Annotated in this window: 17 protein-coding genes and 1 pseudogene; 7 read left to right on the top strand and 11 right to left on the bottom strand. The window is 56.8% G+C overall.

Annotated elements, in window-relative coordinates; translation table 11 throughout:
• Window positions 1-124 precede the first annotated feature (124 nt).
• The 5 genes from potG (at window position 125) to rlmC (ending at window position 4870) form a co-directional block, all read left to right on the top strand.
• Complete coding sequence (gene potG / locus QZQ97_RS09710; RefSeq protein WP_013812251.1) at window positions 125-1258, top strand: putrescine ABC transporter ATP-binding subunit PotG; 1134 nt, start codon at window positions 125-127, stop codon at window positions 1256-1258.
• Window positions 1259-1282: 24 nt separating this feature from the next.
• On the top strand, window positions 1283-2248 hold the full coding sequence (gene potH, locus QZQ97_RS09705; RefSeq protein WP_062792954.1) for a putrescine ABC transporter permease PotH: 966 nt from the start codon (window positions 1283-1285) through the stop codon (window positions 2246-2248).
• Complete coding sequence (gene potI, locus QZQ97_RS09700) at window positions 2245-3090, top strand: putrescine ABC transporter permease PotI (protein WP_006320894.1); 846 nt, start codon at window positions 2245-2247, stop codon at window positions 3088-3090. The genes potH and potI overlap by 4 nt, the downstream gene beginning before the upstream one ends.
• A gap of 102 nt (window positions 3091-3192) precedes the next feature.
• Window positions 3193-3672 (top strand): YbjO family protein, encoded by a 480-nt coding sequence (locus QZQ97_RS09695; protein WP_311993252.1) that lies wholly within the window; start codon window positions 3193-3195, stop codon window positions 3670-3672.
• 70 nt (window positions 3673-3742) lie between these two features.
• Window positions 3743-4870 (top strand): 23S rRNA (uracil(747)-C(5))-methyltransferase RlmC, encoded by a 1128-nt coding sequence (rlmC, locus tag QZQ97_RS09690; protein WP_311993251.1) that lies wholly within the window; start codon window positions 3743-3745, stop codon window positions 4868-4870.
• Here rlmC and QZQ97_RS09685 read toward each other — a convergent pair.
• The 8 genes and pseudogenes from QZQ97_RS09685 to QZQ97_RS09650 all read right to left on the bottom strand — a co-directional run bounded on the left by QZQ97_RS09685 (window position 4867) and on the right by QZQ97_RS09650 (window position 10067).
• Window positions 4867-5101 (bottom strand): annotated as a pseudogene (locus QZQ97_RS09685) (type II toxin-antitoxin system RelE family toxin). The gene rlmC and the pseudogene QZQ97_RS09685 sit on opposite strands and share 4 nt — an antisense overlap.
• The gene (locus QZQ97_RS09680; protein WP_311993910.1) at window positions 5091-5342 is read right to left on the bottom strand and encodes a type II toxin-antitoxin system Phd/YefM family antitoxin; all 252 of its coding nucleotides are present in this window, start codon (window positions 5340-5342) and stop codon (window positions 5091-5093) included. Before QZQ97_RS09680 ends, QZQ97_RS09685 begins: the two are co-directional and overlap by 11 nt.
• Window positions 5343-5435: 93 nt before the next feature.
• Window positions 5436-6170 (bottom strand): arginine ABC transporter substrate-binding protein, encoded by a 735-nt coding sequence (gene artJ, locus QZQ97_RS09675; RefSeq protein WP_311993250.1) that lies wholly within the window; start codon window positions 6168-6170, stop codon window positions 5436-5438.
• Window positions 6171-6375: 205 nt separating this feature from the next.
• Complete coding sequence (gene artM, locus QZQ97_RS09670) at window positions 6376-7044, bottom strand: arginine ABC transporter permease ArtM (RefSeq protein ID WP_311993249.1); 669 nt, start codon at window positions 7042-7044, stop codon at window positions 6376-6378.
• Complete coding sequence (gene artQ / locus QZQ97_RS09665; RefSeq protein ID WP_311993248.1) at window positions 7037-7759, bottom strand: arginine ABC transporter permease ArtQ; 723 nt, start codon at window positions 7757-7759, stop codon at window positions 7037-7039. The genes artM and artQ overlap by 8 nt, the downstream gene beginning before the upstream one ends.
• 9 nt (window positions 7760-7768) lie before the next feature.
• The gene (gene artJ / locus QZQ97_RS09660; RefSeq protein ID WP_311993247.1) at window positions 7769-8500 is read right to left on the bottom strand and encodes an arginine ABC transporter substrate-binding protein; all 732 of its coding nucleotides are present in this window, start codon (window positions 8498-8500) and stop codon (window positions 7769-7771) included.
• Window positions 8501-8533: 33 nt separating this feature from the next.
• Window positions 8534-9262 (bottom strand): arginine ABC transporter ATP-binding protein ArtP, encoded by a 729-nt coding sequence (gene artP / locus QZQ97_RS09655; RefSeq protein WP_311993909.1) that lies wholly within the window; start codon window positions 9260-9262, stop codon window positions 8534-8536.
• Between the two features lie 256 nt (window positions 9263-9518).
• The gene (locus tag QZQ97_RS09650; protein WP_311993246.1) at window positions 9519-10067 is read right to left on the bottom strand and encodes a lipoprotein; all 549 of its coding nucleotides are present in this window, start codon (window positions 10065-10067) and stop codon (window positions 9519-9521) included.
• A gap of 161 nt (window positions 10068-10228) precedes the next feature.
• Here QZQ97_RS09650 and QZQ97_RS09645 point away from each other — a divergent pair, with 161 nt between their 5' ends.
• Complete coding sequence (locus QZQ97_RS09645) at window positions 10229-10552, top strand: heavy metal-binding domain-containing protein (protein ID WP_004942542.1); 324 nt, start codon at window positions 10229-10231, stop codon at window positions 10550-10552.
• Between the two features lie 47 nt (window positions 10553-10599).
• Here the strand turns inward: QZQ97_RS09645 and QZQ97_RS09640 are convergent, their stop codons facing one another.
• The gene (locus tag QZQ97_RS09640; protein WP_311993245.1) at window positions 10600-12060 is read right to left on the bottom strand and encodes a DUF3300 domain-containing protein; all 1461 of its coding nucleotides are present in this window, start codon (window positions 12058-12060) and stop codon (window positions 10600-10602) included.
• Window positions 12061-12249: 189 nt separating this feature from the next.
• Between QZQ97_RS09640 and QZQ97_RS09635 the strand changes: the two genes are divergently transcribed.
• Complete coding sequence (locus QZQ97_RS09635; RefSeq protein ID WP_311993244.1) at window positions 12250-13086, top strand: N-acetylmuramoyl-L-alanine amidase; 837 nt, start codon at window positions 12250-12252, stop codon at window positions 13084-13086.
• Here QZQ97_RS09635 and QZQ97_RS09630 read toward each other — a convergent pair whose 3' ends face one another.
• Together QZQ97_RS09630 and QZQ97_RS09625 are read right to left on the bottom strand one after the other, a co-directional pair.
• Entirely contained in the window at window positions 13087-14097 is a 1011-nt protein-coding gene (locus tag QZQ97_RS09630; RefSeq protein ID WP_006320882.1) for an NAD-dependent epimerase/dehydratase family protein, read from the bottom strand.
• Window positions 14098-14267: 170 nt separating this feature from the next.
• A complete protein-coding gene (locus QZQ97_RS09625; protein WP_311993243.1) occupies window positions 14268-15707 on the bottom strand; it encodes a DUF2867 domain-containing protein in 1440 nt (479 codons plus the stop codon).
• Window positions 15708-15769: the final 62 nt, after the last annotated feature.

Below are 15769 nucleotides of genomic sequence, written 5' to 3'. Positions count from 1 at the left end.
CAGCCGAGCCCGGTTTTCAGTCGTGTTCTGATCAGCAGGCGGGTGCTCCCCGCCTGCGTTGCCATTTTGGGCCATGGCAATCGCCGTGGTTTTTTGCACTGCTTTACACCGGAGAGCACCCCGATTGAACGACGTCATTCCTCGTCCTCAAGCCAAGTCGCAGAAGGTTTTCACCCCTCTGCTGGAAATCCGTAACCTCACTAAAACCTTTGACGGCCAAAACGCGGTCGAAGACGTCAGCCTGACCATTTACAAGGGCGAAATCTTTGCGCTGCTGGGGCCATCCGGCTGCGGCAAGTCCACGTTGTTGCGCATGCTGGCCGGCTTTGAACAGCCAACGGAAGGGCAGATTATGCTCGACGGGCAGGACATGTCGCATGTGCCGCCTTACCAGCGGCCAATCAATATGATGTTCCAATCTTACGCGTTGTTCCCGCACATGACGGTTGAGCAGAATATCGCTTTCGGCCTGAAGCAGGACAAGATGCCGCGTGCGGAAATCGCCGAACGGGTGGCGGAAATGCTGTCGCTGGTGCACATGCAAGAGTTCGCCAAACGCAAGCCGCACCAGCTCTCCGGCGGCCAGCGTCAGCGTGTGGCGCTGGCGCGCAGCCTGGCCAAGCGGCCGAAGCTGCTGCTGCTGGACGAACCTATGGGCGCGCTGGATAAAAAACTGCGTGACCGCATGCAGCTTGAGGTCACGGATATTCTTGAGCGCGTAGGCGTGACCTGCGTAATGGTCACCCACGATCAGGAAGAAGCGATGACCATGGCGGGGCGCATCGCCATCATGAACCGTGGCAAGTTTGTGCAAATCGGTGAGCCGGAAGAGATCTACGAGCATCCGAACAGCCGCTTCAGCGCCGAATTTATCGGCTCGGTCAACGTCTTTGACTGCGTGTTGCAGGAACGTCATGACGATGCGCTGATCCTGCAAAGCCCCGGCCTGCGTCATGCGCTAAAAGTGGATCCGGATTCGTCTGTGGTGGACGGCGTACCGATCCAGGTTGCGCTGCGACCGGAAAAAATCATGCTGTGCGAAGAGGTGCCGCAAGACGGCTGCAACTTTGCGGTGGGGGAAGTGGTGCATATCGCTTACCTCGGCGATCTGTCGATCTACCACGTGAAGCTGCTCAGCGGCCAGATGCTCAGTGCCCAGTTGCAGAACGGTCACCGTTTCCGCAAAGGGATGCCGACCTGGGGCGATGAAGTGCGTCTGTGTTGGGAAGCCGACAGCTGCGTAGTGTTGACGGTGTAGTTGAGAAGGTGAGGAGTAATTGTTATGACAATGCTTTCTGAACGCACGCCGCCGGAACCGCCGGCTAACGGCCCCGGTCCGCTCAAAGCGTTTTTCCAGCGCCTGCAAATGGCCCACGGCCGCAAGCTGGTGATCGCAGTGCCGCTGCTGTGGCTGATGCTGCTGTTCCTGCTGCCGTTTTTGATTGTGTTCAAGATCAGCCTGTCGGAGCTGGCGTTGGCCGTTCCGCCTTATACCGATCTGATGAGCTGGGCGGAAGGCAAGCTGGATATCGCGCTCAACTTTGCCAACTACCTGCAATTGACCGACGATCCGCTGTATCTGGATGCCTATCTGCAATCGTTGCAGGTGGCGGCGGTATCGACGATTTGCTGCCTGATAATCGGCTATCCGCTGGCCTGGGCGGTGGCGCATAGCAAATCTTCAACCCGCAACATTTTGCTGCTGCTGGTGATCCTGCCGTCGTGGACCTCGTTCCTGATCCGCGTTTACGCCTGGATGGGGATCCTGAAAAACAACGGTATCCTCAATAATTTCCTGCTGTGGTTGGGCGTTATCGACCATCCGTTGGTGATCCTGCATACCAATCTGGCGGTGTATATCGGCGTGGTGTATTCCTACCTGCCGTTTATGGTATTGCCCATTTACACGGCGCTGACGCGGCTGGATTACTCGCTGGTTGAGGCTTCGCTGGATCTGGGGGCCAAACCGTTGAAAACCTTCTTTAGCGTGATCGTGCCGCTGACCCGCGGCGGCATTATCGCCGGCTCGATGCTGGTGTTTATCCCGGCGGTGGGCGAGTTTGTGATCCCGGAACTGCTTGGCGGGCCGGACAGTATCATGATCGGCCGCGTGCTGTGGCAAGAGTTCTTCAACAACCGCGACTGGCCGGTGGCCTCGGCGGTTGCCACCGTCATGCTGCTGTTGCTGATCGTACCGATTCTCTGGTTCCACAAGCACCAGAACAAGGAAATGGGGGGGCAGGGATGAACAACTTGCCGGTAGTGCGTTCACCGTGGCGTATCGCCATTCTGGTGATAGGTTTCACCTTCCTGTATGCGCCGATGTTGATGTTGGTCATTTACTCGTTCAACAGCTCCAAGCTGGTGACGGTATGGGCCGGTTGGTCGACGCGCTGGTATTCAGAGTTGTTCCATGATTCGGCGATGATCAGCGCCGTTGGGCTGAGCCTGACGATAGCGGCCGCTTCGGCGACCGCCGCAGTGGTGCTGGGGGCGATTGCCGCCGTGGTGATGGTGCGTTTCGGCCGTTTCCGCGGGTCAACGGGGTTTGCCTTTATGCTGACCGCGCCGCTGGTCATGCCGGACGTGATCACCGGCCTGTCGCTGTTGCTGCTGTTTGTGGCTATGGGGCACGCGTTTGGCTGGCCGTCGGAGCGCGGGATGTTCACCATCTGGTTGGCGCACGTCACCTTCTGTACCGCCTATGTCTCGGTGGTGATCAGTTCGCGCCTGCGTGAACTGGACCGCTCGATCGAAGAGGCGGCGATGGATCTGGGCGCGACGCCGCTAAAAGTGTTCTTCGTGATCACGCTGCCGATGATTGCCCCGGCGCTGGTTGCCGGCTGGATGCTGGCGTTCACTCTGTCGTTGGATGATCTGGTGATTGCCAGCTTCGTCGCCGGGCCGGGCGCCACCACCTTGCCGATGCTGGTGTTCTCCAGCGTGCGTATGGGGGTGAATCCGGAAATCAACGCCCTGGCGAGTTTGATTCTGCTGGTGGTGGGGATTATCGGTTTGATTGCCTGGTGGTTTATGGCGCGCTCGGAAAAACAGCGATCGCGCGAATTACAAAAGGCCGCCCGTAGCTGATTCGGTTCAAACCTGCTATTTTTGCAATTATTGGTATTGCAATTGATTACCTGACTTTATATATGCCGCCTGAATAGGCGGCGTTTGGTTGTATACACGGATATGTCAGACATGCTGAACAGCAGGCAGGGAATGAGATCGACTTCAGATGCGCCAGTACCGGTGATGGTGGCCGGGACCGCAATGGTGGCTATCAAATGCATCAGTGTGCTGTTGCTGTTGGGGGAACTGGGTGTCGACGGCGCTCAGGAATTTGTCAGTACCAGCGCTCAGGCCTGGGATTCCACGTTTATTTTCCTGGCCGGCCTGCTGTTGCTGTGCCTGCAAATCAGCTGCGGTTTTGCGGTGATGCGCGGTCACAATTGGGGGCGCTGGTGCTACGTGATTTGCCAGTGCCTGGTGGTCGGTTATTTGCTGTTGGCGACCATCGGCAATTTTCTGCCGGAGGTTTTTACCGTTGAAGGGGAAACCAGCAGCCAGATCCTGCATGTCTTGATCCTGCAAAAAATTCCCGACGCGCTTATCCTGGCGTTACTGTTTGTTCCCGTCACCAGCCGCCGGTATTTCGCCGCGCGTCACTGAGATTTTAACGGCGTAGAGTGATAAACTCTGCGCCCTTAATTATTCACCCCGAACCCACAGGGTCATCTTTATGCATTGCGCTTTGTATACGGCGGGAACCTGCCGTTCCTGTCAGTGGCTGGAAAAACCTTATCCACAGCAACTGATGGACAAACAGCATCACCTGCAATCGCTGCTGGCCGGGCGTGATGTCGCCCAGTGGCTGGAGCCCCTTGCCGGCGAGCAGAGCGCGTTTCGCAATAAAGCCAAAATGGTGGTCAGCGGCAGCGTAGAACGCCCGTTGCTGGGCATGCTGCATCGCGATGGCACGCCGGTCGATCTGAGTGCTTGCCCGTTGTATCCTGCCAGTTTTGAACTCATGTTCGTGGTGTTGAAAAGTTTTATCGCCCGCGCCGGCCTGACACCGTACAACGTGGCGCGCAAGCGCGGCGAACTGAAGTACCTGCTGCTGACCGAAAGCACCCACAGCGGCGGCGTAATGCTGCGCTTTGTGCTGCGTTCGGATAGCAAACTGGCGCAACTTCGCGCCGCGTTGCCGTGGTTGCAGCAACAGTTACCGCAGCTCAGGGTGATTTCCGCCAATATTCAGCCGGTGCATATGGCGATTATGGAAGGGGAGCGCGAGATCCCCCTGACCGAGCAGCAGGCGCTGGAGGAGCAGTTTAATCAGGTGCCGCTGTATATCCGTCCGCAAAGCTTCTTCCAGACCAATCCGCAGGTGGCGGCCAAATTGTACGCTACCGCGCGCGACTGGGTTCGGGCGCTGGATATCGACAGCATGTGGGATCTGTTCTGCGGCGTGGGCGGGTTTGGCCTGCACTGTGCGCAGCCTGAAACCCGGTTGACCGGCATTGAAATCAGCGCCGAAGCCATTGCTTGCGCACGCCAGTCGGCGGAAACGCTGGGTCTGCAGCACGTCAGTTTCCAGGCGCTGGACTCCACGCGTTTTGCCACCGCTGAAGGCAGCGTGCCGCAGTTGGTGCTGGTCAATCCGCCACGGCGCGGTATCGGCCAGGCGCTGTGCGACTACCTGAACCAGATGGCGCCAGACTACATTCTGTATTCAAGCTGCAATGCCGAAAGCATGGCGAAAGACATTGAAGGGCTGCCGGATTATCGCATCGAGCGTGTACAGCTGTTTGATATGTTCCCGCATACCGCCCATTACGAAGTGCTGACGCTGCTGGTGCGTCATTAAAGGCGTTTTTTGGCAGCCGTATAGGCCTCTGAGCGCTCACGCTTACCTATCGAAAGTACCAGCACCACAATCTCCTCGTCGATGACGCGATAGGCCAGAGAGCCTATTGGCGGGAATACAGGGATTTTCTAATACTGTTGCCAGTTTTTTCTTGAATTGATCCCGAAGTACCGGGGCCAATTTCTTAAATTCCTTTAGTGCATGTTCTTCGAATTCAAGGCTATAAGTCATCCAGATTGACCTTAATACGTTTGCCGCTCATCCGTGAACGGGCTGTTTTTACGAGTTCAATATCTTCCAGATATTCAGAGATTGCTTCCCACGTTTCCGGAGAGACGTAATAGCCGGAGATCTTTCCATTGGTAAGTACTGCCACAGGTTGCCCGTTGGCTTCTTTGAGTGCAGCGTTAGGCGATTTTTTAAAATCACTGATGCTGACGGCTGAATTCGCGAGGATAGGTTGAACGATCATGGCATTGCCTTTGGTATCAAATTTGATACCAAAGGCAATTATTGAAAAGCAACAAAGCAGGGCAGGGTATTCCATGCCCTGGTCGTCTTCGTCTTACTGCGGGAACCACTTGTCGTTGATGGCCTTGTAAGTCCCGTCGGCTTTGATGGCGTCCAGTGCGGCGTTCAACTTGGCCAGCAGCGCCTTATTGTCTGGACGCACCGCAATACCCAGACCGGTGCCGAAGTACTGCGAGTCGGTGACGTGCTCGCCAACCGGCGCCAGTTGAGGGTTATTCTTCAGCCATTCGTTCACCACAGCGGTATCGCCGAATACGCCGTCGATACGGCCATTTTTCAGCTCGAGAATGGCATTCTGATAGCTGTCGTAAGAGACGGTGTTAATCTCCGGGTGCTTGTCCTGCATGTATTTCTGGTGAGTGGTGCCGTTCTCCATACCCACCTTTTTGCCTTTCAGATCGGCCAGTGAGCTGAATTTGCCTTTCTGGGCGATCACAATCGCCGAGTTGGCGTAGTACGGCTGGGTGAAGGCGACCTGCTTGCTGCGCTCCGGCGTGATGTCCATGCCTGAGATCACCGCATCGTATTTTTTGAATTTCAGCGCGGCGATCAGGCTGTCGAACGCCTGGTTGGTGAAGGTGCATTCCGCCTTCATTTGTTTGCACAGCGCGTTAGCCAGATCGATATCAAAACCGACGATTTTATTGCTGGCATCCAGTGATTCGAACGGCGGATAGGTGGCGGAAGCGGCGAAGCGAATGGTGTCCGCAGCGTTGGCGTTGAAGGCGATCCCGGCCAGCACCGTTGCGGCAAGTAATAGTTTTTTCATGCGTAAAGCTCCTGTCTGCAAGTCTGCGTATTTTTATCTCGCCACCGCTTGATTTTACTGACAATAACCCAAAGGTTCATGCGGTGGTCGCTGGCGTTTACCCTGCCATTTAATGAATTGATATGCAATATAAATGATTAAAAATCGCAGTGGAAATAAAAAGCCCTGCGCGAAGGCAGGGCTTTTAGACTGACTGGCAGAACACTCAGTTGCGGCGTTCGAACGCCAGCGCACGCCGCTCGACTAGGCGCATCAGCAACGTCAACAGACCATTGACGCACAGATACACCAGCCCGGCGGCACCAAATACCATCACATCGTAGGTGCGGCCATACATCAGTTGGCTGTAGCCCATCACTTCCATCAGGGTGATGGTATAAGCCAGCGAGGTACTTTTGAACACCAGCACCACTTCGTTGGAGTAGGACGACAGCGCGCGCTTGAAGGCGAAAGGCAGCAGAATGCGCAGCGACTGTGAGCGTGACATGCCCAGCGCTTCGCAGGATTGCCACTGACCGGCTGGGATCGCCCGCACCGCACCGTAAAACAGCTGAGTGGTGTAGGCGGCGCTGTTCAGCGCCAGCGCGATCATCGCGCATAACCATGGCTGCGACAGCAGGTTCCATAACCACGGATACTCACGGATCGCCGGGAACTGGCCGGGGCCGTAGTAGATAAGGAAAATCTGCACCAACAGCGGCGTGCCGGTGAACAGCGTGATATAGATCTTCACGAGCGGCGTCAGGATTGGCGTTTTCAGCGTCAGGATCACCGTCAGCAGCAGCGACAGCACCAGCGCCACAATCAGCGCGGTGATCGTCAGCGTGAGGCTGGTGTGCAGCCCTTTGATAATTTCCGGCAAGAACTCAAGCATCAGACTGGCCCCGCTCAAAACGCGTGGTGCGCAGTTCGATACGTTTGAGAGCGTATTGGCTGAACAGGGTGACGACCAGATAAATTGCCGCTGCAATCACGTACCAGGTAAAAGGCTCCTGGGTGCGGGTGGCGATGCTCTTGGTTTGCAACATCAGATCGTTAACGCTGATCAATGACACCAACGCGGTATCTTTCAGCAATACCAGCCATTGGTTGCCGAGTCCAGGCAGCGCATGGCGCCACATCTGCGGCATGATCAGGCGAAAGAAAATGGCCGTCGTGCTCATTCCGAGCGCCTGTCCGGATTCCCATTGTCCCTGCGGCACGGCCTTCAATGCGCCGCGCAGCGTCTGCGACGCATAAGCCGAATAGAGCAGGGCGAGCGCGATCACGCCGCACAGGAACGGGCTGACTTCGAAGTTATCGATCGCCAGTTGGATGGGCAGTTGGAACAGACCGAAATTCAGGGTGAAGCCGTCGGACAGCATCAACAGCAACTGCGACGAACCGAAATAAATAAACAGCACCACCAGAATTTCCGGCAGGCCGCGCAGCAGCGTCACCCAGGCGGTACCGAGCCAACTGACGACTTTCCAGCGTGACGATTCCCAGACGGCAAACAGCATCGCCAGGATCAGCCCGAGGATAAGGGCACAAACGGCAAGGCCGACGGTCATCCCGGCGGCGCTTGCTAGAGGTTGAATTTCATTCATCGGGGTTGATTACTGCTGGAACCATTTTTTGTAGATGGTTTCGTAAGTCCCATCCTGCTTGATTTTGTCCAGAGCCGCATTGAACTTGCCCTGCAACTCGGTGTTTTTCTGACGCACGGCAATGCCCAGACCGGTGCCGAAGTAATCTTTGTCCGTCACTTTATCGCCCACCGCCGCCAGCGCCGCGTTCTGTTTCAGCCACTCGTTGACCACCGCAGTGTCGCCGAATACCGCATCGACGCGGCCATTTTTCAGATCCAGAATGGCATTCTGATAGCTGTCATAAGGTACGGTCGTGATTTCCGGGTGTTTGTCTGTCAGGTATTTTTGATGGGTGGTGCCATTCTGCACGCCCACTTTTTTGCCTTTCAGCGCCGCAACGTCAGCCACTTTGCCTTTCTGGGCGACAAACAGGGCGGAGTTATCGTAATACGGCTTGGTGAACAACACCTGTTTTTCACGCTCAGGCGTGATGTCCATGCCGGCCATGACCGCGTCGAAGCGCTTGAACTTCAGGCTCGGGATCAGGCTGTCGAAGGCCTGATTGGTGAAGGTGCATTCGGCCTGGATCTCTTTACACAGCGCGTTGGCCAGATCGACGTCAAAGCCCTGGATCTTGTTGCCGGCGTCAATAAATTCAAATGGAGGATATGAGGCTTCGGTAGCGAAACGGATCGTTTCGGTTGCAGAGGCGGAAACGCTGATGCCGGCCAGAACGGCGGCGATTATTAGTTTTTTCATCGCAAACTCCCCAAATTACAGCAAGTAAAATTATTAGTGTGATAAGTAATTGGCAAACTCGGTGGTCTGCGGCTGCGCAAAATGGCCGGCATCGCCCTGTTCCACCACGCGACCGTTTTCCATGTACACCACGCGGCTGGCGGTCTTGCGCGCCACTTCCACTTCGTGGGTCACAATCACCTGGGTGATCCCGGTGCCGGCCAATTCGCGAATGATGCTGACGATCTGGGCGGTAATTTCAGGATCCAGCGCGGCGGTCGGTTCATCGAACAGCAGCACCTGTGGTTCCATCATCAACGCACGGGCGATCGCCACGCGCTGTTGCTGACCGCCGGACAGGTGCAGCGGGAAACGATCGGCAAAGTCGGTCAGGCGCAAACGCTTCAGCAGTTTGTCCGCGCGCTCCATCGCCTGCGCCTTGGTCAGACCCAACACGCGGCACGGTGCCTCGATCAGGTTTTGCACCACGGTGAGGTGTGGCCAGAGGTTGTATTGCTGGAACACCATGCCAACGTTCTGACGCAGTTCGCGAATGGCTTTTTCGCCCGGAGCCTGTTTGAAATCGAATTGATTGCCGGCGATCTGCAATTGCCCTGAACGGGGCATTTCCAGCAGATTCAATACCCGCAGCAATGAGCTTTTCCCGGCGCCGCTTGGACCAAGCAGCACTAAGGTTTCCCCTGCTGGGCATTCCAGCGTGATGTCAAACAGCGCCTGATGCGCGCCGTAATAGCAGTTGATACCGTTAAGTTGAATACTCATGCGCCAGAATTGAATAGACATTGATGCCGCGAATGTTAACTTCCACAGAATACTTATGCAATCTTTGTGCGTTAAAATTTATTACTGCGCGGCAGGATAGTGAAAGAATAGCATAAGATACCGCGACTCAAGTCCGAAGGGGGGATTTGTGGTGCATGCTGTGAGGTATGTAGCGAAATTTCTTAAATTGAACAAAGGTTGAGCGCAATCAAGGCATGTGGCCACCGGCGCCAAAGGCGCGCCGGTGGCAGGGGGCTTACTGGTTTTCCAGGACCTGGCGCAACGTGCCGCTGGCGGCGTGTGGCGGTACGTTCAGATAGCGGATATCGTCCACTACCCAACAGGTGCCTTCACGCACCATCAGCACTTCATCTTGCCAGTTGACCGCGCTGCCGCCGTCTTTTTGATGGCTCAACTGAACGCGCAGCGGGATATTTTTCGCATCGGTGTTAGGAATGGTAGACGCGCTGGCAACGGAGGCGCTGGTCGCTCCCTGGGCATTGCCGGAGAACAGATCGCCGGTTACCTGATGCTTGCCCGGATTTTGATTGGCTGCGACCAGATCCTGGTACAGCACTTTACTCAGGTAAGGCTGTAATTGTGCCAGACGGTTGCTGTCCGGCAGGGAGGCCGCGGGGCCTTGTTGCAAGCGCAGATCGTAAAATTTCTGTGCGACCGTATCCGGGCCGCCTTCCACACAACCGCCGGTACGGGTGCCGATATCCTTGAATGCCGGCTCGACGGTGGTACAGGCACTCAATAACAGCGCTAAGGGAAAAACAGCCGCAATCGTTTTTGTTTTCATCTGATTACCTTATGTGAAAGTCTCTACCATGAAGACCGATAGCCTACAGTATAAATGCGTTTTCGGGCCTTGCATTCGTACTGAGTGCCATTCCCTAACAGAACATAGCGCTAAAACGATGGTCATAGAAAAGTGATGAATTAATCAAACAAGGAATTCTGATGCAGCTTTCAACCACCCCGACCCTGGAAGGGTTCACCATTACCGAATACTGCGGCGTTGTTACCGGCGAGGCGATCCTCGGTGCCAATATTTTTCGCGATTTCTTCGCCGGCGTGCGCGATATCGTCGGTGGCCGCTCCGGCGCTTACGAGAAAGAACTGCGTAAAGCTCGCTTGATAGCATTTCAGGAGCTGGAAGAACAGGCGAAAGAGCTGGGCGCCAACGCGGTGGTCGGCATTGATATCGACTATGAAACCGTGGGTAAAGACAGCAGCATGCTGATGGTGACGGTCAGCGGCACCGCAGTGAAAGTAAGCCGCTAATCCCCCTCTTTATGAAACGCCCCGGCAGCCGTCGGGGCGCAGTCTATTTATCCCACCTTGTGTTCTTCAGGCTTCAGCGGGCGATGTTCCTGCGGTTTTGCCGCGGGTATTGGGTGTTGCTCCTGCGGTTGACGCAACTGGGGTTGATGCTGTTGCATCGGCGTCGGTCGATTCATCACCGGTGGCGCAATGGCATGACTCATCGGCCTGACTGCCGGTGAAGGCGCGTAGGTCGGATGAGGAGCCGCTGCCGATGGCGCAGACTGATGCGCTGCCCGATTATCCGCTCGCTGAAGCGTCGGGGATTCCGTATGCGGATGTTGCGGCATTACCGCAAGGGCAGAATGGTTAAAGTTTGGCGTGTTCATCGGCTGATGGACGGTGGTGGGCTGCGTTGCCGGGCGGGGGGCCGGAGGCGCTGAATGAGTGAAAGCCGGCATACTTACCGGTGGATGAGCATTGCCTGCCTGCTGGGGGGCAAAGTGCGGTTTTGCCATGGTGGCAACATTCGGCGCCGGGTGCTCTGCCGTTGGCATGGTCGGAGCGAAATGCGGCGCCTGATTCACCCGCGTATTGTAGTTATTCAGGGTATTGGTGCGGTTTACATTATTGTACTGATTGATATTGGTGACGCGGTTAATCACCGTAGTGGAGTGCGATATATAAGGCGCATTGTTGTAAATCACCGGTTGACGTCGGTCTCCCCAGTGCACATCCCAGTTATGCCAGCCGTTGTTGTGCTGATTGATCAAGGCACCGACCGCGATGCCGACGCCAAAGCTGATAACGCCGGCCGCCAGCATATCCCCGCCGCTGTAGCCGGGGACCGGTTGATAGCGGTAACCGGGGTAAATCGGCACGGCTTCGCCGTAGGCCACCCAGGGATCGTAACGCGGCACATAAACTACATCCGGCTGGCTGGGTTCAATCACAATCACGCGATCGGGCGCGGCGATCACGGTTTGCTGATAAGGCTGCCGGAGAGTGTGCGTAGCCGGTGCAAGCACCACCCGCTGCTGGGGCGAGCTCTTCAGCGTGCCTTTACTCGCCGCGCGTTGGCGCATCACCTGGATAGCGTTCATTACGTCGGTGGGATCATTGACATAAGCATTGCCCAACGCACTGGTCCAGGGGAGGTTTTTCGCCATCTGGTCCAGCACGTCAGGGAATTGCACCAGGCTGCGAACGCTGGGATCCCAGGGTTGGGCGTCTGCGGCCGTGGTGAGCGCCGTCGGTTGCAGGCTGCGGTTCTGCGCCAGCCAATTATCGGCGGCGTTGATTTGATCGGGATAACCTGCACCGGCCAACACCTGGGCCAGCAGTTTGTCGGGAAACAGGGCTACCGGGCTGACCAACTGATAAAGTTGATCGGCGCTTAGCGGCGTATAGGCCGGTGTAGCGGTGGGCGGGGTGACGCCCATTATGCCGGCGACACTTTTCTGATCGCAACCGCTGAGCGGCAGCAGAGCGAGACAGATCAACCCGGTTAAACAGTTTGATTTGCGCATGGTTTATTCGCTTATTTCGGCACAGGTAATATGATGAGGCTAACACCTGTCGGGCGGGCTGCCAGTGCTGAGCAATACTCGCTTGCACATCTGGCGGGTCTGTCATCATTTATTGATTAACTTGATTATTGGATACAAGTTAATCAACCTGAGTTACAAATTTGGGGATCTGACCCAAGGGAGGGAGAGGTGAAAATTTGGCCAGGGATCATTGCCGCCACGCTGCTTGCCGGCTGCCAAACTGTACCGCACGGGACTACCGTCGATCGCGGCGGCTACCAGCTTGAAACTCTGCATCAGGCGCAAGGCGCCGACCAGCGCATCCGTTTTCTGGTGATGCACTACACCGCAGAAGATTTCCATTCTTCGTTAAAAACTCTGACGGATGAACATGTCAGCGCACATTACCTGCTGCCGGCGCATCCGCTGCGTGAGCAGGGCAAACCGGTTGCCTTTCAACTGGTGCCGGAAGCGTTGCGCGCGTGGCATGCCGGGGCCAGCTATTGGCGCGGTCGTACCAGCCTGAATGACACTTCGATAGGCATTGAGATCGTCAATCGCGGGTTCAGCCGCCGCATGTTGTTTACCCGCTGGCAGCCGTATACGCCAGAGCAAATCGCGCTGTTGATCCCGCTAAGCCGGGATATCATTCAGCGCTACGGCATTCAGCCGACCGACGTGGTGGGGCACAGCGATATTGCGCCGCAACGTAAGCAGGATCCCGGCCCGCTCTTTCCCTGGCAACAACTGGCGGAGGCGGGGATTGGCGCCTGGCCGGACGCAGCGGAGGTGCAAAGGCGGTTGGCGGGGCGTGACCGCCATGCGACGGTGCCGTTGGCGCCACTGCTGGAAAAACTGGCGCGCTACGGTTATGGCATCGATGCGCTATGGGATGCGCGGCAGCAGCGAAACGTGCTGGCGGCGTTCCAGATGCACTTCCGACCCAGCGATTTTCGCGGTGAGCCGGATGCTGAAAGCGAGGCGATTGTCGATGCGTTGCTGCAGAAGTACGGGGCGGCGCGTTGATTACAGGCCGTACAGCTTGCCGTGTTCTTTCAGCCAGCGAGCGGTGCGGGTAATACCTTCATCCAGCGAAACAATGGGCTGATAATTCAGTTCCTGCTGCGCACGGGTGGTATCCAGCGTCAGATCAAAATTGAGCTTGGCGACGCCATAATGGGTGAGCACCGGCTCTTTCTCGCTTTTACTGCCGAGCTTCTCCATGCCGCGCGCCATCATATCCAGCATCGGGTAGGGCACCGAGCGTATCCGGCATTTCATGCCCAGTTCGTCGATCAACTGTTGCACTACACTGCGCAACGGGCGCGCTTGTTGGTTGGTGATGTTGTAGGCGCGCCCGGACGGCGTATCCTCCTTCTGGGTCGCCAGCCACATGGCGTGTACCGCATTTTCCAGATAGGTCATATCCACCAGCGCTTCACCGCCGCGCGGCAGCAGCAGGTTGCCATAATGCTTAATCATCTGCAGCAGGCGCGGCAACATCACTTTGTCGTGAGGGCCAAACAGCCCCTGAGGACGCAGGATGGTGAAGTGGGTCTGCGGGTTGGACAGCGCCAGTTGCTGGATCACCTGCTCGCCGGCGGCCTTGCTGCGCGCAAATTCGTTGGCATAGCGCGCCGGCCGGAAATCTTCGGTAATGTTGCGGTGGTGATGGTAATCGAAGTAAATCGCCGGTGAAGAGATATGGATAAACTGCGAAACGCCATAGGCCGCCGCCCATTCGCCCAGGCGACGGGTGGCGCGCACATTGGCCAGCTCAAATGCTTCTTCGGTGCCCCAGGGGGAGGTAAAACTGGAGCAGTGCCACAGCACGTCCACCTCGGCCAGCATCGCTTTGGCCTGCGACGAGATCAGGTTGGTGAGATCGGCATGAATGAATTCCGCGCCCATTTTTTCCAGCAAACTGCCCATGGCCTGATTACGGCCGGTGGCGCGTACTTTTATGCCCTGGCGGCGGAGATATTCAACGGCGTTACGGCCTAACCCACTGGTTGCACCGGTGACCAATACCTTCATAACGAGCTCTATTCTCACCAAAAATCAGAATGCTGAAGGCCGTCAGCGGCACCCCAGCAAATAAGATGCCATTCTTTCGTGATTTCGTGCGCTATGCAATCGGAAAGGGCTTAACCACAGCAGCAAACTGTGCGGTTGATCGACAAATGAGCATCAGGCTGTGCCGCGAGTTACGGCCGATTGCGTTCGTGTTCTTCGGCCAGCTTTGCAATACGTTGCGCCATGCCGCGAAAAATGAACAGGTGAGCGGGCATCATGGCGAACCAGTACAGCAACCCGCTGAAACCGGCGGGATGCCACCAGGCGCGCACATCGAGGCTGCGGCGGTCGCCGTGATCTTTGATAGTGAAGGTTAAACGGCCCAGGCCAGGCGCTTTCATGCCGAACAAGAGCGCCAGTTGACGTTGTGGCTTGAGGGTAATCACCTTCCAGCCGTCGACCAGATCGCCCACCGCCAGCGTATCGCGTTCTGGGCGGCCATACACCACCCGATTACCGATCATATCGTCCATGCGGGCGCGGATCTGCCACAGGAGATTGGCATAGAAATACCCCTCTTTACCGCCCAGTTGCTGCACTATGTGCCACAACGCCTGGCTGGACGCCTGGGTTTCCAGCGTGCAGCCCGCCTGCTTGGGATAGAAACCGTAACCCGGCCGCCAGCGTGCTCGCGCCTCCGGATCGTAGCCCCAGTCGGCAGAGTCGACCACCTCCTTCTCGCGGCGCAGGGTTTCGCGTACCGCCTCATCGAATGTCTGCAATGTTTGCGGGATCAGCGCCTGCAGCGGTTTGCCGTCGGCGGGCAAGTCGTGATTGAGGCCCTGAATCAGCGCGCCGGCGATGGGGGTGGGCACCGACGTGATCAGGCTGACGAACCACACTGAAATAAAGCGCGTGGGCAGGGGGATCGGGATCAGCCATCGCTTCTTGCCGCTGATGCGGATGAAACGCTCAAACATGGTCTGGTAGCTGATGTATTCCGGGCCGGCGATGTCAAAAATGCGGTTTTCTTCCGCCGGATGCGCCAGCAGATCGGCCAGATACACCAGCAGATTTTCCAGCGCCACCGGCGAAGATTTAGAGCGAACCCAGCGCGGCGGCGTCAGCACCGGCAGGTTGTAGACCATGTCGCGCATCACTTCGAACGCCGCCGAACCGGGGCCGACGATAATGCCGGCGCGCAATTCGGTGACCGGGATACCGCTTTGACGCAGGATTTCCCCGGTCAGCTTGCGCGCCACCAGATGCGGCGAACTGTCGCCTGCCGGTTGCAAGGCACCCAGAAAAATGACCTGTTTGACGGCAGAACTGCGCAGTGCGTCACGCAGGTTTTCCGCCGCCCGGCGCTCTTTTTCCATAAAGTCATCACCGTCGCCCATGCCGTGGATCAGATAATAAACGGCATCTATATCCCACAGCGCGGCAGTCAGGGTTTCCGGGCGGTAAACGTCGACATAGTGGCAGTCGACCTGCGGCCAGTTCTGTTCCTGCAGCCATTCCAAACGGCGTGCGGCGGCGGTAATGGTATGTCCCTGTTCGATCAGGTGAGGGATCAGGTTCTGGCCAATGTAGCCGCTGGCTCCAAGAACCAATATGCGTTGGGGGGGCATCAGCGCTGCCTTATGCAGTGAAAGTCGGTGACAGAATGCCAAATTCGGCGTTTAAATGCACT

Origin of the sequence: Serratia sp. root2 (assembly GCF_031931805.1) — a bacterium.
Taxonomy (GTDB): domain Bacteria; phylum Pseudomonadota; class Gammaproteobacteria; order Enterobacterales; family Enterobacteriaceae; genus Serratia; species Serratia inhibens.
This window is presented reverse-complemented; position numbering and strand designations above follow the sequence as displayed.